Source organism: Escherichia sp. E4930 (assembly GCF_005845405.1).
Classification (GTDB): Bacteria; Pseudomonadota; Gammaproteobacteria; order Enterobacterales; family Enterobacteriaceae; genus Escherichia.
In genome coordinates this window covers 136102-151379 of sequence record NZ_VCDZ01000030.1, presented here as the reverse complement: position 1 = coordinate 151379, position 15278 = coordinate 136102, and the positions used below count along the sequence as shown (strand labels likewise).

The following is a 15278-nucleotide window of genomic DNA, read 5'->3' as shown; positions in this document are numbered from 1 at the left end:
CGTGTCGTGCGATTCATAAGCAGTTGAGTGATCTACATCGAAATTTTTGTTGCGCTCAAGTCTGAAATCAGTAATATATGCCGCCGTTGCCACGGGATATCAAACAAACCGAAAGCAACGAAAAAGTGGGTCGTTAGCTCAGTTGGTAGAGCAGTTGACTTTTAATCAATTGGTCGCAGGTTCGAATCCTGCACGACCCACCAATTTTAACATCAAACTCAGATGTTAAGCGTGAAGGATAACGTTGCGCTAGCAGCGGCCCGTAGGGCGAGCGAAGCGAGTCATCCTGCACGACCCACCAATCTTAAAGATTGGATTCGAGTAAAAATCATTCAGGTAACACCCATATGGGTCGTTAGCTCAGTTGGTAGAGCAGTTGACTTTTAATCAATTGGTCGCAGGTTCGAATCCTGCACGACCCACCATCCTGAAATGATTAAAGCAGCATAATCCCGCAAGGGGTCGTTAGCTCAGTTGGTAGAGCAGTTGACTTTTAATCAATTGGTCGCAGGTTCGAATCCTGCACGACCCACCAATGTAAAAAAGCGCCCTAAAGGCGCTTTTTTGCTATTCAGGCATCCCTCAATTTCAATTCTTGACCCTGATGACATACTCCGCGCTTGCTGCGTAAACAACTCTACGTCGGAGGAATAAGACGCAAAGTATGGCATTCGGCATCTCATACGTAATTCGAGTGACTTTTCCCCACCACTCGACTATCTTGTTTAGCATATAAAACAAATTACGCCGATAATAGCGAATATCACGCTTATGTCGGTTTTAACGTTAAGCCTGTAAAACGAGATGGCCAAATGAGCGTGATGTTTGATCCTGAAACGGCGATATATCCTTTCCCCCCGAAGCCAACGCCGTTAAGCATTGATGAAAAAGCGTATTATCGCGAGAAAATAAAACGTCTGCTGAAAGAACGTAATGCGGTGATGGTCGCCCACTACTATACCGATCCCGAAATTCAACAGCTGGCTGAAGAAACCGGCGGCTGTATTTCTGATTCTCTGGAAATGGCCCGCTTCGGTGCTAAGCATCCCGCTTCTACGCTGTTAGTTGCTGGGGTGAGATTTATGGGGGAAACCGCCAAAATTCTTAGCCCGGAAAAAACAATTCTGATGCCAACACTTCAGGCTGAATGTTCACTGGATCTCGGATGTCCGATTGAAGAATTTAACGCATTTTGCGATGCCCATCCCGATCGTACTGTCGTTGTCTACGCCAACACTTCGGCTGCGGTAAAAGCGCGTGCAGATTGGGTGGTAACTTCAAGCATTGCCGTCGAACTCGTTGACCATCTGGATAGTTTGGGCGAAAAAATCATCTGGGCACCAGACAAACATCTGGGGCGTTACGTGCAAAAACAGACAGGCGCAGACATCTTATGCTGGCAAGGTGCCTGTATCGTTCATGACGAGTTTAAGACTCAGGCGTTAACCCAATTACAAAAACAGTACCCTGATGCTGCCATACTGGTGCATCCGGAGTCACCACAAGCTATTGTCGATATGGCCGATGCTGTTGGTTCCACAAGTCAGTTGATTAACGCTGCAAAAACATTGCCGCATCAGCAACTGATTGTGGCGACTGACCGGGGCATTTTCTACAAAATGCAGCAGGCAGTGCCAGAAAAAGAATTGCTGGAAGCGCCAACCGCAGGCGAGGGCGCTACCTGTCGAAGTTGCGCTCATTGTCCGTGGATGGCAATGAATGGCCTTCAGGCCATCGCAGAGGCGCTGGAACAGGGAGGAAGCGATCACGAGGTTCATGTTGACGAAAATCTGCGAGAGAGGGCGCTGGTGCCGCTCAACCGCATGCTGGATTTTGCGGCTACACTACGTGGATAACTGACAATGAGGCGTCATGCTACGCATTGGGGGAAAGATGGATTTTTTTAGCACACAGAACATTCTGGTTCATATACCGATCGGTGCTGGCGGTTACGATCTCTCATGGATCGAAGCGGTGGGGACGATCGCTGGGTTACTGTGTATTGGCCTTGCCAGTCTGGAGAAGATCAGCAACTACTTTTTTGGCCTGATCAACGTTACCCTGTTTGGCATTATTTTCTTTCAGATTCAGCTGTATGCCAGCCTGCTGTTACAGGTGTTTTTCTTTGCCGCTAACATTTATGGCTGGTATGCCTGGTCGCGACAAACCAGTCAACATGAAACCGAGTTGAAAATTCGCTGGTTGCCATTGCCGAAGGCGCTAAGCTGGTTGGCGGTTTGCGTTGTTTCGATTGGTCTGATGACGGTATTTATCAATCCGGTGTTTGCATTTTTGACCCGCGTGGCAGTCACGATTATGCAAGCATTGGGTTTGCAGGTAGTGATGCCAGAATTGCAACCGGACGCCTTCCCATTCTGGGACTCCTGCATGATGGTACTCTCCATCGTGGCAATGATTCTGATGACGCGTAAATACGTCGAAAACTGGTTATTGTGGGTCATCATTAACGTGATTAGCGTGGTGATTTTCGCCTTGCAGGGCGTCTATGCCATGTCGCTGGAGTATCTGATCCTGACCTTTATTGCCCTCAACGGCAGCCGGATGTGGATCAACAGCGCACGCGAAAGAGGTTCACGCGCGCTGTCCCATTAATGGTGATGATGTGAATGGCCAGACACCCCTTCATTCAGGTGGCAGTCTGGCCCATGACAAGGTTGATATTCCATCTGGATGGTGGCGTGCTCAATCTGATAGTGATCCATCAGATAGTGTTGGATCTGATCTAACAAGGCATCGTGATCGTGTGGCGGGATCACCTGCACATGCAGCGTCATCACTGGCTTTTCGCCCACCATCCACACATGTACATGGTGCACATTGCGGACTTCCGGGATTTCCCGGCACATGCGGCGTTTCATTTCAGCAATATCCAGCGAAACGGGCGCACCTTCAAGTAATTCATTCACGCTGTCTTTCAATAATCGCCACGCGCTGCGTAGAACCAGAAGCGACACGAGTATCGAGAGAATGGGGTCCGCAGGTGTCCAGCCGGTCCAGATAATTATCAACGCGGCGACGATAGCACCAACGGAACCCAGCAGGTCCCCAAGCACATGCAGTGCCGCTGCTCGCACGTTGAGGTTTTTCTCTTCACTACCGTGATGAAGTAACCAGAAAGAAAGTATATTTGCCAGCAATCCCGCCACGGCAATCGCCATCATCATACCGCCTTCAACCGGACGCGGCGTGCGGAAACGTTCTATCGCCTCCCAGACAATCAAAATCGTAATCACCACCAGGGCGATGGCATTCACAAACGCCGCGAGCGTGGTCAATCTTAGCCAACCGAAAGTGTGGCGAATGGTGGGAGGACGACGTGAAAATTGCACGGCGAGTAGGGCGAAAAGCAGGGCGGCAGTATCGGTCAACATATGTCCGGCATCAGCCAGCAATGCCAGAGAACCGGAAAGAAAACCGCCAATGACTTCTACCAGCATAAACCCGGCAGTCACGCCGAAAGCATACAACAAGCGACGAGCATTATTATCTTCTGGCAGGTGTGGGGAAGTGTGTGAGTGCGCCATGACGAGTCATCCCTTAATTTATCTCACTTAACTTTATGACATCATACTTCTTTTAGAAGGGAAAAATTAAAAAGGAGAGCCTCCGCTCTCCCATTATCAGCTATATATCCTGGCTTACTGCGTAGTACCGTCGGTTTTGGTATCGACATCATTATTGATGCCATCACCGGTTTGTACCTTTTTATTGATGTCCGGGCAGCGACCGTCTTTGCACATGGTGTTTTTGTGCTCTTCGTCTTTGGTCATGCCGTCATTATTCATGGATGAACCATTCGGGTGCAGCATAGTCCCGCCCGAGTTGGTATTAACCCCGTTATTGTCGACGTTATTTGGTGCGACATTTTCACGAGCGTCCGGGGCAACCTGGCCCGCATCAGCTGCGGCGTTTGCCTGGCCGTTATTGGTTTGCGCTCCACTATCGGCAGCCAGTGCGGCACCGCTGGCAAGGCTTAGAGTGGCAGTCAGAAATAGTGTGGCCAGTTTTGTCATTTTCATAGGATGCTCCTGTTATGGGCGTTATGTCGGATAACCTCTTCCAACAGTGCATTTGCAGGTGAATATAAGGCAATGGTTGAAGATTTCAGCCAGAAGAAGAGATCCAGCAGAGAATCGTGAAAAAATTAATAAACAAAGAAGTTACAGTTAGAAATTGTAGGAGAGATCTCGTTTTTCGCGACAATCTGGCGTATTTCTTACCGATTCCAGGATTATTCCGTCCATAGTGTAAAACCCCGTTTACACATTCTGACGGAAGATATAGATTGGAAGGATTGCATTCACCAAGATAAGTATGGCAACACTGGAACAGACATGAATTATCAGAACGACGATTTACGCATCAAAGAAATCAAAGAGTTACTTCCTCCTGTCGCACTGCTGGAAAAATTCCCCGCTACTGAAAATGCCGCGAATACGGTTGCCCATGCCCGAAAAGCGATCCATAAGATCCTGAAAGGTAATGATGATCGCCTGTTAGTGGTGATTGGTCCGTGCTCAATTCATGATCCTGTCGCGGCTAAAGAGTATGCCACTCGCTTGCTGGCGCTGCGTGAAGAGCTAAAAGACGACCTGGAAATCGTAATGCGCGTTTATTTTGAAAAGCCGCGCACCACGGTGGGCTGGAAAGGGCTGATTAACGATCCGCATATGGACAACAGCTTCCAGATCAACGACGGTTTGCGAATTGCCCGTAAATTGCTGCTCGATATTAACGACAGCGGTCTGCCAGCGGCGGGCGAATTTCTCGACATGATCACCCCTCAGTATCTCGCTGACCTGATGAGCTGGGGCGCAATTGGGGCGCGAACAACCGAATCGCAGGTGCATCGCGAACTGGCGTCTGGTCTTTCTTGCCCGGTAGGTTTCAAAAATGGCACAGACGGTACGATTAAAGTGGCTATCGATGCCATTAATGCCGCCGGTGCGCCGCACTGCTTCCTTTCAGTGACCAAATGGGGTCATTCGGCGATTGTGAATACCAGCGGTAACGGCGATTGCCATATCATTCTGCGCGGCGGTAAAGAGCCTAACTACAGCGCGAAGCACGTTGCTGAAGTGAAAGAAGGGCTGAACAAAGCAGGCCTGCCAGCACAGGTGATGATCGATTTCAGCCATGCTAACTCGTCCAAACAATTCAAAAAGCAGATGGATGTGTGTGCTGACGTTTGCCAGCAGATTGCCGGTGGCGAAACAGCCATTATTGGCGTGATGGTGGAAAGCCATCTGGTGGAAGGCAATCAGAGCCTCGAGAGCGGCGAGCCGCTGGCCTACGGTAAGAGCATCACCGATGCCTGCATCGGCTGGGAAGATACCGATGCTCTGTTACGTCAACTGGCGAATGCAGTAAAAGCGCGTCGCGGGTAAGGTTTAATTGTCGGATGCACCGCCAGAGTGGCGTATCCGATGAATCACCATAGGCCTGATAAGATGCGCAGCGTCGCATCAGGCAATGTGCTCCATTGTTAGCAACAAAAAAGCCGACTCACTTGCAGTCGGCTTCCTCATTATTAAACGAATGACGTTTACTTCGCTTTACCCTGGTTAGCAACCGCCGCTGCTTTCGCTGCGATCTCGTCAGCATTACCCAGATAATAGCGTTTCAGCGGTTTGAAATTCTCGTCGAACTCATACACCAGCGGCACGCCAGTCGGGATATTCAGCTCAAGAATCTCTTCTTCGCTCATGTTATCAAGATATTTCACCAGCGCACGCAACGAGTTACCATGAGCGGCGATGATTACGCGCTCACCGCTCTTCATACGCGGCAGAATGGTTTCATTCCAGTAAGGGATCACGCGGTCAATGGTCAGCGCCAGGCTTTCAGTCAGCGGCAGCTCTTTCTCGCTCAGTTTCGCGTAACGCGGATCGTGGCCCGGATAACGCTCATCATCTTTAGTCAGTTCCGGCGGAGTCACCGCAAAACCACGACGCCACTGTTTCACCTGCTCGTCGCCATACTTTTCGGCGGTTTCTGCTTTGTTCAGACCCTGCAACGCACCGTAGTGACGTTCGTTCAGTTTCCAGGATTTCTCAACGGGCAGCCATGCCTGATCCAGTTCGTCCAGCACATTCCACAGGGTATGGATAGCGCGTTTCAGCACAGAGGTGTAAGCAAAGTCAAAGCTGTAACCTTCCTCTTTCAGCAGCTTACCTGCTGCTTTTGCTTCGCTTACGCCTTTCTCAGACAGATCCACGTCGTACCAACCGGTGAAACGGTTTTCTTTGTTCCACTGACTTTCGCCATGACGAACCAGAACCAGCTTAGTTACAGCCATATACTTACTCCTCAAATCATCTTTTAATGATAATAATTCTCATTATATTGCCGTGACGAAGCAACAGCAATGCTTACGCATAACCATAGCGAAAATAGTGTCGCAGTGTAAGGTTGTTGTGAATATTGAGTTGCAAATATGTCGGTATTTGCTGGTGATTTGAACAATATGAGGATAAAGCCCTCATGACGAGGGCTTAACATTACTCAGCAATAAACTGATATTCCGTCAGGCTGGAATACTCTTCGCCAGGACGCAGGAAGCAGTCCGGTTGCGGCCATTCAGGGTGGTTCGGGCTGTCCGGCAGAAACTCGCTTTCCAGCGCCAGCCCCTGCCAGTCGGCGTAAGGTTCAGTTCCTCTTGATGGCGTGCCGCCGAGGAAGTTGCCGGAGTAGAATTGCAGAGCCGGAGCGGTGGTGTAGACCTTCAGCTGTAATTTTTCATCTGCTGACCAGACATGCGCCGCCACTTTCTTGCCATCGCCTTTGGCCTGTAACAAGAACGCGTGATCGTAACCTTTCACTTTGCGCTGATCGTCGTCGGCAAGAAACTCACTGGCGATGATTTTGGCGCTGCGGAAATCAAAAGACGTTCCGGCGACAGATTTCAGGCCGTCGTGGGGAATGCCGCCTTCATCAACTGGCAGATATTCGTCCGCCAGAATCTGCAACTTGTGATTGCGCACGTCAGACTGCTCGCCGTCGAGGTTGAAATAGACGTGATTAGTCATATTCACCGGGCAAGGTTTATCAACTGTGGCGCGATAAGTAATAGAGATACGGTTATCGTCGGTCAGACGATATTGCACCGTCGCGCCGAGATTACCCGGGAAGCCCTGATCGCCATCATCTGAACTCAGGGCAAACAGCACCTGACGATCATTCTGGTTCACAATCTGCCAGCGGCGTTTGTCGAACCCTTCCGGGCCGCCGTGCAGTTGGTTGACGCCCTGACTTGGTAACAGCGTCACGGTTTCACCGTCAAAGGTATAACGACTATTGGCGATACGGTTGGCATAACGACCAATAGAGGCCCCAAGAAATGCGGCCTGATCCTGGTAGCATTCCGGGCTGGCGCAGCCGAGCAGCGCCTCGCGGACGCTGCCATCGGAAAGCGGAATACGGGCTGAAAGTAAAGTCGCACCCCAGTCCATCAGCGTGACTACCATCCCTGCGTTGTTACGCAAAGTTAACAGTCGGTACGGCTGACCATCGGGTGCCAGTGCGGGAGTTTCGTTCAGCACTGTCCTGCTCCTTGTGATGGTTTACACACGTAAAAAGTCTCTTTAATGCCTGTTTTTGCTTCATATTGTCCAGCGACAGCTTGCTGTACGGCAGGCACCAGCTCTTCCGGGAGCAGCGCGACGATACAGCCGCCAAATCCGCCGCCGGTCATGCGTACGCCACCTTTGTCGCCAATCACAGCTTTTACGATTTCGACCAGAGTGTCAATTTGCGGCACGGTGATTTCGAAATCATCGCGCATAGAGGCATGAGACTCCGCCATCAACTCGCCCATACGTTTCAGGTCGCCTTGCTCCAGCGCGCTGGCAGCTTCAACGGTGCGGGCGTTTTCAGTCAGGATATGACGCACGCGTTTCGCGACGATCGGGTCCAGTTCATGTGCAACAGCGTTGAACTCTTCAATGGTGACATCGCGCAGAGCTGGCTGCTGGAAGAAACGCGCACCGGTTTCACACTGCTCACGGCGAGTATTGTACTCACTGCCAACCAGGGTACGTTTGAAGTTACTGTTGATGATGACCACAGCTACGCCTTTCGGCATGGAAACTGCTTTGGTCCCCAGTGAGCGGCAGTCAATCAGCAAGGCATGATCTTTCTTGCCGAGTGCGGAAATTAGCTGATCCATGATCCCGCAGTTACAGCCTACAAACTGGTTTTCTGCTTCCTGACCATTAAGCGCGATTTGTGCGCCGTCCAGCGGCAGATGATAAAGCTGCTGCAATACGGTTCCGACCGCGACTTCCAGTGAAGCGGAAGAACTTAACCCGGCACCCTGCGGCACATTGCCGCTGATCACCATGTCCACGCCGCCGAAGTTGTTGTTACGCAGTTGCAGATGTTTCACCACGCCACGAACGTAGTTAGCCCATTGATAGTTTTCATGAGCGACAATGGGCGCATCAAGGGAAAACTCGTCAAGCTGATTTTCATAATCGGCTGCCATTACGCGAACTTTACGGTCATCGCGTGGCGCGCAGCTAATGACGGTTTGATAATCAATCGCGCAGGGTAGAACGAAACCGTCGTTGTAGTCGGTGTGTTCACCAATCAAATTCACGCGGCCAGGCGCCTGAATGGTGTGAGTGGCAGGGTAGCCAAATGCGTTGGCAAACAGAGATTGTGTTTTTTCTTTCAGACTCATTTCTTACACTCCGGATTCGCGAAAATGGATATCGCTGACTGCGCGCAAACGCTCTGCTGCCTGTTCTGCCGTCAGATCACGCTGGGTTTCTGCCAGCATTTCATAACCGACCATAAATTTACGTACGGTGGCGGAGCGCAACAGAGGCGGATAAAAGTGCGCGTGCAGCTGCCAGTGTTGATTCTCTTCGCCATTAAACGGTGCGCCGTGCCAGCCCATAGAGTAGGGGAAGGAGCACTGGAAGAGGTTGTCATAACGACTGGTCAGCTTTTTCAATGCCAGCGCCAAATCGCTGCGCTGGGCGTCGGTCAAATCGGTGATCCGCAAAACGTGGGCTTTGGGCAGCAGTAGCGTTTCGAACGGCCAGGCAGCCCAGTAAGGCACTACGGCTAACCAGTGTTCGGTTTCGACAACGGTACGGCTACCGTCTGCCAGCTCGCGCTGAACATAATCCACCAGCATTGGCGATTTCTGCTCGGCAAAATATTTTTTTTGCAGGCGGTCTTCGCGCTCAGCTTCGTTAGGCAGGAAGCTATTTGCCCAAATCTGTCCGTGCGGATGCGGGTTAGAGCAGCCCATCGCCGCGCCTTTGTTTTCAAAGACCTGCACCCATGGGTACGTTTCCCCCAGTTCTGCGGTTTGCTCCTGCCAGGTTTTGACGATTTCCGTCAATGCCGCAACGCTCAGTTCTGGCAACGTTTTACTGTGATCCGGTGAAAAGCAGATCACCCGGCTGGTACCGCGCGCGCTCTGGCAACGCATCAAAGGATCGTTGCTTTCTGGCGCATCTGGCGTGTCAGACATAAGGGCCGCAAAGTCATTGGTAAAAACGTAAGTCCCGGTGTAATCGGGGTTTTTATCGCCAGTCACCCGCACATTACCTGCGCAGAGGAAGCAATCTGGATCGTGCGCAGGTAACACCTGTTTGGCTGGCGTTTCCTGCGCCCCCTGCCAGGGGCGCTTAGCGCGGTGCGGTGAAACCAGAATCCATTGCCCGGTGAGCGGGTTGTAGCGGCGATGTGGATGATCAACGGGATTAAATTGCGTCATGGTCGTTCCTTAATCGGGATATCCCTGTGGATGGCGTGACTGCCAGTGCCAGGTGTCCTGCGCCATTTCATCGAGTGTGCGCGTTACGCGCCAGTTCAGTTCGCGATCGGCTTTGCTGGCGTCCGCCCAGTAGGCTGGAAGGTCGCCCTCGCGACGCGGTGCAAAATGATAGTTAACCGGTTTGCCGCAGGCTTTGCTGAAGGCATTAACCACGTCCAGCACGCTGCTGCCTACGCCTGCGCCGAGGTTGTAGATGTGTACGCCAGGCTTGTTCGCCAGTTTTTCCATCGCCACGACGTGACCGTCCGCCAGATCCATTACGTGGATGTAATCGCGTACGCCAGTACCATCTTCGGTCGGATAATCGTTACCAAAAATTGCCAGCGAGTCGCGACGGCCTACAGCAACCTGGGCAATGTACGGCATCAGGTTATTCGGAATGCCTTGCGGATCTTCGCCCATATCGCCCGACGGATGCGCGCCAACCGGGTTGAAGTAGCGCAGCAGGGCAATGCTCCAGTCCGGCTGGGCTTTTTGCAGGTCGGTGAGGATCTGTTCCACCATCAGCTTGCTTTTGCCGTAAGGGCTTTGCGGCGTGCCGGTCGGGAAGCTTTCAACGTATGGAATTTTGGGCTGATCGCCATAAACGGTGGCGGAGGAGCTGAAGATAAAGTTTTTGACGTTAGCGGCGCGCATGGCGCTAATCAGACGCAGAGTACCGTTGACGTTGTTGTCGTAATATTCCAGCGGTTTTTGTACCGATTCGCCAACGGCTTTTAACCCGGCGAAGTGGATCACGGTGTCGATAGCGTGATCGTGCAGGATCTCGGTCATCAACGCTTCGTTACGGATATCGCCTTCAACAAACGTTGGATGTTTGCCGCCTAAACGCTCGATAACAGGCAGTACGCTGCGCTTACTGTTACAGAGGTTATCAAGAATGATGACATCATGACCGTTTTGCAGTAATTGCACACAGGTATGACTTCCAATGTAACCGCTACCACCGGTAACCAGAACTCTCATAATTCGCTCCATTAGGCTTATGGTATGAAATAACCATAGCATAACAAAGATGCGAAAAGTGTGACATGGAATAAATTAGTGGAATCGTTTACACAAGAATTTAGCCGTTTTTTATGCGCGATTAAGTGATTATAAAACAGAGGGTTTATGAATGATTGCGCTTTTTATCTGAAAAAAAGATGCGGTTTCATGCCTGGATGCGTCGAACTGTGGGCCGGATAACGCGTTTACGCCGCATCCGGCACAGTCAGCATTACCGACTCAATTTATTTTTGTCAGCGCATAACGATAAAGGTCACCGTCCGGCACGAATTCCAGTCGATGGGTAATACAGGCAGGCGCATCTTCAGCATGGTGCGAAACAAACAATAATTGCGTTTCACCTTCGCTAATTAGCACGTCAACAAAACGGCGGATAAGCTGGCGATTGAGCGGATCCAGCCCCTGTAGTGGTTCATCGAGAATAAGCAAAGTCGGATGTTTCACCAGTGCGCGGACGATCAGCGCCAGGCGTTGTTGCCCCCAGGAAAGACTATGGAAAGGAGCGTCAGCCGTACGTTTATCAATGCCGAGAATATCCAGCCACTGCTGCACCAGCTTTTGCTGACGATCCGAAACGGCCTGATAAATGCCAATCGAATCAAAATAGCCAGAAAGGATCACATTACGCACGGTAGTGCTGACCCGGTAATCCAGATGCAAACTACTGCTGACGTAACCGATATGCTTTTTAATATCCCAGATGGTTTCGCCGCTGCCGCGACGTCGGCCGAAAAGCGTCAAATCGTTGCTGTAACCTTGCGGATGATCGCCAGTAATCAGGCTTAATAATGTCGATTTTCCCGCGCCATTTGGCCCGATAATTTGCCAGTGTTCGCCAGGATTCACCTGCCAGCTAAGGTTATTAAGAATGGGGCGATCGTTATAAGAAACCACGCCGTTGTTCAGCACAATGCGCGGTTCGTTGGCGGGTAAGGCGTGACGTGCTGAAGGTTCATCCGGCTCCGGCAGTTGCACACCTTCAAGCTGTTCGCTATGCGCCAGTTGCGCGACGAGTGCTTGTTGGAGCAGTTCCTCTTTAGCGCCCGTTTCCGCTAACGTGCAATCCGCCAGCACACCAGCAAACTGGACAAATTCCGGGATCTCATCGAAGCGATTGAGCACCAGTACCAGAGTAATACCGGACTGATGTAACGAGGCGAGTAATTCTGCCAGCTGCTGACGTGAGGCAACGTCAAGACCATCGAACGGTTCATCAAGAATCAATAAGTCAGGCTTCGACATCAGCGCCTGACAGAGCAGGGTTTTACGCGTCTCGCCAGTGGAAAGATATTTAAAACGTCGGTCGAGCAGGGCGGTAATGCCGAACTGCTGCGCCAGTTGCGCGCAACGCGGTGCATCCTTAACTTCATCCTGAATGATCTCAGCCGTGGTGCGCCCGGTGTCATCTTCGCCAGGGCCGAGCATATCGGTGTTATTCCGCTGCCATTCGTCGCTGACGAGCTTTTGCAATTGCTCGAAGGAGAGACGAGTGATGTGGGAAAACTGGCTGTGCCGTTCACCTTTCAAAAGCGGAAGTTCACCGGCCAGTGCGCGGGCCAGCGCCGACTTCCCACTTCCATTCGAACCGACAAACGCCCAACTATCGCCCGCGTTTAACGTTAGCTGAGGCAATTGCAGCGTTTTTGTGTCGCTAAGACGAAACGTGCCTTGCAAAATTTGCAACGATGACATTTTATATCCCATTTTTTGCAGCGATTACTGACAGGGATACGTGTTTCATAACAAATTGTCAACACGCTTAGCACAGTGTGGCGATAATCACGCTGTCGGCATTAAAGTAGGCCGTGACATTCTGTCCTTGCTCAAGAGAAGCCGCTTCATTTACCGGCACCGTGGCGCACAGGGTTTGCCCGTCGGGTAGCGCCATTAATACTTCGCACTGTTCTGCGCCGCGCTCTATATGGCGAATAATGCCCGGCAATTGGTTGTCGGCACTCTGGGCTACGGTGTCATCCTGGGTAATGTTCACCCACGGCGCTTTCAGCAGAATCAACACTTCTTTGCCTTCATCCAGCCCCAGACGCGCGCCACTTTGCGCGGTAATCGCGACTTTCAGACGTGTTTTACCATCGGCCAGTAAGACATCAACATGCTGTTGAACGTCATCATGATCGCGGGCGGTGATGGTGCCGAACCATTGGTTACGGGCGCTGGTTTGCAGTGAAAAACGTGAGATCGCGGCCAGCAGGCTGTTCAGCGGCAGGGCGTCATCGTCACTTAACACATCAAAGGCTTTTTGCTGGATCTGGGCGAGAAGATCGTAAAGCTGAATCAGTCGTTGGCCATAGCGGGTCAGCACAGCACCGCCACCGCCTTTTCCGCCCGTAGCTCGTTCAACCAGCGTATGCTCACTTAACTGATTCATTTCGTTAATGGCATCCCAGGCGCTTTTATAGCTGATACCAGCATCTTTCGCCCCCTGGCTGATGGAACCGGAAAGCGCGATGTGTTTTAGTAGCGAAATGCGGCGTGGGTCGGCAAAGAGCTTTTGTTGAAGCTTAAGGGTGAGAAGGATTTCGGCCTGCATAACAATGTCCTGGCAAAAATCTTATTGTGACGGAAAATGCGCGCCACGCAAAGCTGACCGCACAAAAGGGGAGTGCTTTTCTGTGCTTAACGGTTAGAATAGTCAAAGGACTACATCTGGAGTTGACCATGTTAGAGTTATTAAAAAGTCTGGTATTCGCCGTAATCATGGTACCTATCGTGATGGCCATCATCCTGGGTCTGATTTACGGTCTTGGTGAAGTATTCAACATCTTTTCTGGTGTTGGTAAAAAAGACCAGCCTGGACAAAATCATTGATTCCATGAATGCCCGCTGAGTCGGGCATTTTCTTTTTCTCAACTTCCTGCTTTTCCTGCCGATATTTTTTCTATCTACCTCTCAAAGGTTAACAATAACTGCTGGGAAAATTCTGAACTTACCGCTATATTGACGCCTACATAACGTTAAATAAAGGGGTTACAAATGGCTCGTAAATGGTTAAACCTGTTTGCCGGGGCGGCGCTCTCTTTCACTGTTGCTGGCAATGCGTTGGCGGATGAAGGAAAAATCACGGTTTTTGCTGCAGCATCACTGACCAACGCGATGCAGGATATCGCTACGCAGTATAAAAAAGAGAAAGGCGTAGACGTCGTTTCTTCTTTCGCCTCTTCTTCTACTCTGGCTCGTCAGATTGAAGCAGGTGCGCCTGCGGATCTGTTTATTTCTGCCGATCAGAAATGGATGGATTATGCAATTGATAAAAAAGGAATTGATACCGCCACGCGTCAAACATTGCTCGGCAATAGCCTGGTCGTTGTAGCACCGAAAGCCAGCGAGCAGAAAGATTTCACCATCGACAGCAAAACTAACTGGACCTCTCTGCTGAATGGCGGCCGCCTGGCGGTTGGCGATCCGGAACATGTTCCAGCTGGCATTTATGCGAAAGAAGCTCTGCAAAAACTGGGCGCATGGGATACGCTCTCCCCGAAACTGGCTCCGGCAGAAGATGTTCGTGGGGCGCTGGCGCTGGTCGAACGTAATGAAGCGCCGCTGGGTATTGTCTACGGTTCTGACGCAGTTGCCAGCAAAGGGGTAAAAGTGGTCGCCACTTTCCCGGAAGATTCGCATAAAAAAGTGGAATATCCGGTTGCCGTCGTGGAAGGGCATAACAACGCGACAGTGAAAGCATTTTACGATTATCTGAAGGGACCGCAGGCTGCGGAAATCTTTAAACGTTACGGATTTACAACTAAGTAATGATACTGACCGATCCAGAATGGCAGGCGGTTTTATTAAGCCTGAAAGTTTCTTCCCTGGCTGTGCTGTTTAGCCTGCCGTTTGGGATCTTTTTTGCCTGGTTACTGGTGCGTTGCACGTTTCCGGGCAAAGCTCTGCTCGACAGCGTACTGCATCTACCGCTGGTGTTACCGCCCGTGGTTGTCGGTTACTTGCTGTTAGTTTCTATGGGACGGCGCGGATTTATCGGCGAACGCCTGTATGACTGGTTTGGCATTACCTTCGCGTTTAGCTGGCGCGGCGCGGTTCTCGCTGCCGCCGTCATGTCTTTTCCGTTGATGGTGCGGGCGATTCGTCTGGCGCTGGAAGGGGTTGATGTCAAACTGGAACAGGCCGCAAGAACGCTGGGGGCCGGGCGCTGGCGCGTTTTCTTTACTATCACGTTACCGCTGACGTTGCCGGGAATTATCGTCGGTACAGTACTGGCTTTCGCCCGTTCGCTCGGTGAATTTGGCGCAACCATCACCTTTGTTTCTAACATTCCAGGTGAAACGCGAACCATTCCTTCTGCCATGTATACCCTGATCCAGACCCCAGGCGGTGAAAGCGGCGCAGCGAGACTGTGCATTATTTCTATTGCGCTGGCGATGATCTCCCTGTTGATTTCAGAATGGCTGGCCAGAATCAGCCGTGAACGGGCGGGGCGCTAATC

15 protein-coding genes and 3 tRNA genes are annotated in these 15278 nt (G+C 51.2%); 9 read left to right on the top strand and 9 right to left on the bottom strand.

Annotated features, from left to right (window positions below; all coding sequences use genetic code 11):
- Nucleotides 1-127 precede the first annotated feature (127 nt).
- The 5 genes from FFT88_RS22885 to pnuC all read left to right on the top strand — a co-directional run bounded on the left by FFT88_RS22885 (nt 128) and on the right by pnuC (nt 2613).
- Nucleotides 128-203, top strand: a tRNA-Lys gene (locus tag FFT88_RS22885).
- 146 nt (nt 204-349) lie between these two features.
- Nucleotides 350-425 (top strand) — tRNA-Lys (locus FFT88_RS22880).
- A gap of 34 nt (nt 426-459) precedes the next feature.
- A tRNA-Lys gene (locus FFT88_RS22875) sits at nt 460-535 on the top strand.
- Between the two features lie 277 nt (nt 536-812).
- Nucleotides 813-1856, top strand: a complete 1044-nt coding sequence (gene nadA / locus FFT88_RS22870; RefSeq protein WP_135405779.1) for a quinolinate synthase NadA — start codon at nt 813-815, stop codon at nt 1854-1856.
- Nucleotides 1857-1893: 37 nt separating this feature from the next.
- The gene (pnuC, locus tag FFT88_RS22865) at nt 1894-2613 is read left to right on the top strand and encodes a nicotinamide riboside transporter PnuC (protein WP_130214942.1); all 720 of its coding nucleotides are present in this window, start codon (nt 1894-1896) and stop codon (nt 2611-2613) included.
- Here the strand turns inward: pnuC and zitB are convergent.
- Together zitB and FFT88_RS22855 are read right to left on the bottom strand one after the other, a co-directional pair.
- Nucleotides 2610-3545: a CDF family zinc transporter ZitB gene (gene zitB / locus FFT88_RS22860; RefSeq protein WP_130214939.1), complete on the bottom strand. Its 936-nt coding sequence runs from the start codon at nt 3543-3545 to the stop codon at nt 2610-2612. The genes pnuC and zitB overlap by 4 nt on opposite strands.
- A gap of 114 nt (nt 3546-3659) precedes the next feature.
- The gene (locus tag FFT88_RS22855) at nt 3660-4040 is read right to left on the bottom strand and encodes a YbgS-like family protein (RefSeq protein ID WP_064530615.1); all 381 of its coding nucleotides are present in this window, start codon (nt 4038-4040) and stop codon (nt 3660-3662) included.
- Between the two features lie 315 nt (nt 4041-4355).
- Here FFT88_RS22855 and aroG point away from each other — a divergent pair, with 315 nt between their 5' ends.
- On the top strand, nt 4356-5408 hold the full coding sequence (gene aroG / locus FFT88_RS22850; protein ID WP_130222224.1) for a 3-deoxy-7-phosphoheptulonate synthase AroG: 1053 nt from the start codon (nt 4356-4358) through the stop codon (nt 5406-5408).
- A gap of 158 nt (nt 5409-5566) precedes the next feature.
- Here the strand turns inward: aroG and gpmA are convergent, their stop codons facing one another.
- The 7 genes from gpmA to modE all read right to left on the bottom strand — a co-directional run bounded on the left by gpmA (nt 5567) and on the right by modE (nt 13370).
- A complete protein-coding gene (gene gpmA / locus FFT88_RS22845) occupies nt 5567-6319 on the bottom strand; it encodes a 2,3-diphosphoglycerate-dependent phosphoglycerate mutase (RefSeq protein WP_001295305.1) in 753 nt (250 codons plus the stop codon).
- Between the two features lie 202 nt (nt 6320-6521).
- Entirely contained in the window at nt 6522-7562 is a 1041-nt protein-coding gene (gene galM / locus FFT88_RS22840; RefSeq protein ID WP_059321515.1) for a galactose-1-epimerase, read from the bottom strand.
- Nucleotides 7556-8704 (bottom strand): galactokinase, encoded by a 1149-nt coding sequence (gene galK / locus FFT88_RS22835; protein WP_135405778.1) that lies wholly within the window; start codon nt 8702-8704, stop codon nt 7556-7558. The genes galM and galK overlap by 7 nt, the downstream gene beginning before the upstream one ends.
- A gap of 3 nt (nt 8705-8707) precedes the next feature.
- On the bottom strand, nt 8708-9754 hold the full coding sequence (gene galT, locus FFT88_RS22830) for a galactose-1-phosphate uridylyltransferase (RefSeq protein ID WP_130258667.1): 1047 nt from the start codon (nt 9752-9754) through the stop codon (nt 8708-8710).
- Between the two features lie 9 nt (nt 9755-9763).
- Complete coding sequence (gene galE, locus FFT88_RS22825) at nt 9764-10780, bottom strand: UDP-glucose 4-epimerase GalE (RefSeq protein ID WP_001265443.1); 1017 nt, start codon at nt 10778-10780, stop codon at nt 9764-9766.
- Between the two features lie 261 nt (nt 10781-11041).
- A complete protein-coding gene (gene modF / locus FFT88_RS22820) occupies nt 11042-12514 on the bottom strand; it encodes a molybdate ABC transporter ATP-binding protein ModF (protein ID WP_135405777.1) in 1473 nt (490 codons plus the stop codon).
- A 67-nt stretch (nt 12515-12581) separates the two neighbouring features.
- Nucleotides 12582-13370, bottom strand: a complete 789-nt coding sequence (modE, locus tag FFT88_RS22815) for a molybdenum-dependent transcriptional regulator (protein WP_130214929.1) — start codon at nt 13368-13370, stop codon at nt 12582-12584.
- A 128-nt stretch (nt 13371-13498) separates the two neighbouring features.
- On the opposite strand from modE, the gene acrZ reads away from it, so the two are divergent.
- The 3 genes from acrZ to modB all read left to right on the top strand — a co-directional run bounded on the left by acrZ (nt 13499) and on the right by modB (nt 15276).
- Nucleotides 13499-13648, top strand: coding sequence for a multidrug efflux pump accessory protein AcrZ (gene acrZ, locus FFT88_RS22810; protein WP_032302722.1), 150 nt, complete (start codon nt 13499-13501; stop codon nt 13646-13648).
- Nucleotides 13649-13813: 165 nt separating this feature from the next.
- Nucleotides 13814-14587 carry a molybdate ABC transporter substrate-binding protein gene (modA, locus tag FFT88_RS22805; RefSeq protein ID WP_130258664.1) on the top strand — a complete coding sequence of 258 codons (774 nt, stop codon included), beginning with the start codon at nt 13814-13816 and terminating at the stop codon, nt 14585-14587.
- Nucleotides 14587-15276 (top strand): molybdate ABC transporter permease subunit, encoded by a 690-nt coding sequence (gene modB, locus FFT88_RS22800; RefSeq protein WP_000604034.1) that lies wholly within the window; start codon nt 14587-14589, stop codon nt 15274-15276. Before modA ends, modB begins: the two co-directional genes overlap by 1 nt.
- Nucleotides 15277-15278: the final 2 nt, after the last annotated feature.

Excerpts from the sequence above, each read along its gene's own strand:
- nadA (WP_135405779.1), top strand. The coding sequence starts at position 813 with ATGAGCGTGATGTTTGATCCTGAAACGGCGATATATCCTTTCCCCCCG.
- pnuC (WP_130214942.1), top strand. The coding sequence starts at position 1,894 with ATGGATTTTTTTAGCACACAGAACATTCTGGTTCATATACCGATCGGT.
- zitB (WP_130214939.1), bottom strand. The coding sequence starts at position 3,545 with ATGGCGCACTCACACACTTCCCCACACCTGCCAGAAGATAATAATGCT.
- FFT88_RS22855 (WP_064530615.1), bottom strand. The coding sequence starts at position 4,040 with ATGAAAATGACAAAACTGGCCACACTATTTCTGACTGCCACTCTAAGC.
- aroG (WP_130222224.1), top strand. The coding sequence starts at position 4,356 with ATGAATTATCAGAACGACGATTTACGCATCAAAGAAATCAAAGAGTTA.
- gpmA (WP_001295305.1), bottom strand. The coding sequence starts at position 6,319 with ATGGCTGTAACTAAGCTGGTTCTGGTTCGTCATGGCGAAAGTCAGTGG.
- galK (WP_135405778.1), bottom strand. The coding sequence starts at position 8,704 with ATGAGTCTGAAAGAAAAAACACAATCTCTGTTTGCCAACGCATTTGGC.
- galT (WP_130258667.1), bottom strand. The coding sequence starts at position 9,754 with ATGACGCAATTTAATCCCGTTGATCATCCACATCGCCGCTACAACCCG.
- galE (WP_001265443.1), bottom strand. The coding sequence starts at position 10,780 with ATGAGAGTTCTGGTTACCGGTGGTAGCGGTTACATTGGAAGTCATACC.
- modF (WP_135405777.1), bottom strand. The coding sequence starts at position 12,514 with ATGTCATCGTTGCAAATTTTGCAAGGCACGTTTCGTCTTAGCGACACA.
- modE (WP_130214929.1), bottom strand. The coding sequence starts at position 13,370 with ATGCAGGCCGAAATCCTTCTCACCCTTAAGCTTCAACAAAAGCTCTTT.
- acrZ (WP_032302722.1), top strand. The coding sequence starts at position 13,499 with ATGTTAGAGTTATTAAAAAGTCTGGTATTCGCCGTAATCATGGTACCT.
- modA (WP_130258664.1), top strand. The coding sequence starts at position 13,814 with ATGGCTCGTAAATGGTTAAACCTGTTTGCCGGGGCGGCGCTCTCTTTC.
- modB (WP_000604034.1), top strand. The coding sequence starts at position 14,587 with ATGATACTGACCGATCCAGAATGGCAGGCGGTTTTATTAAGCCTGAAA.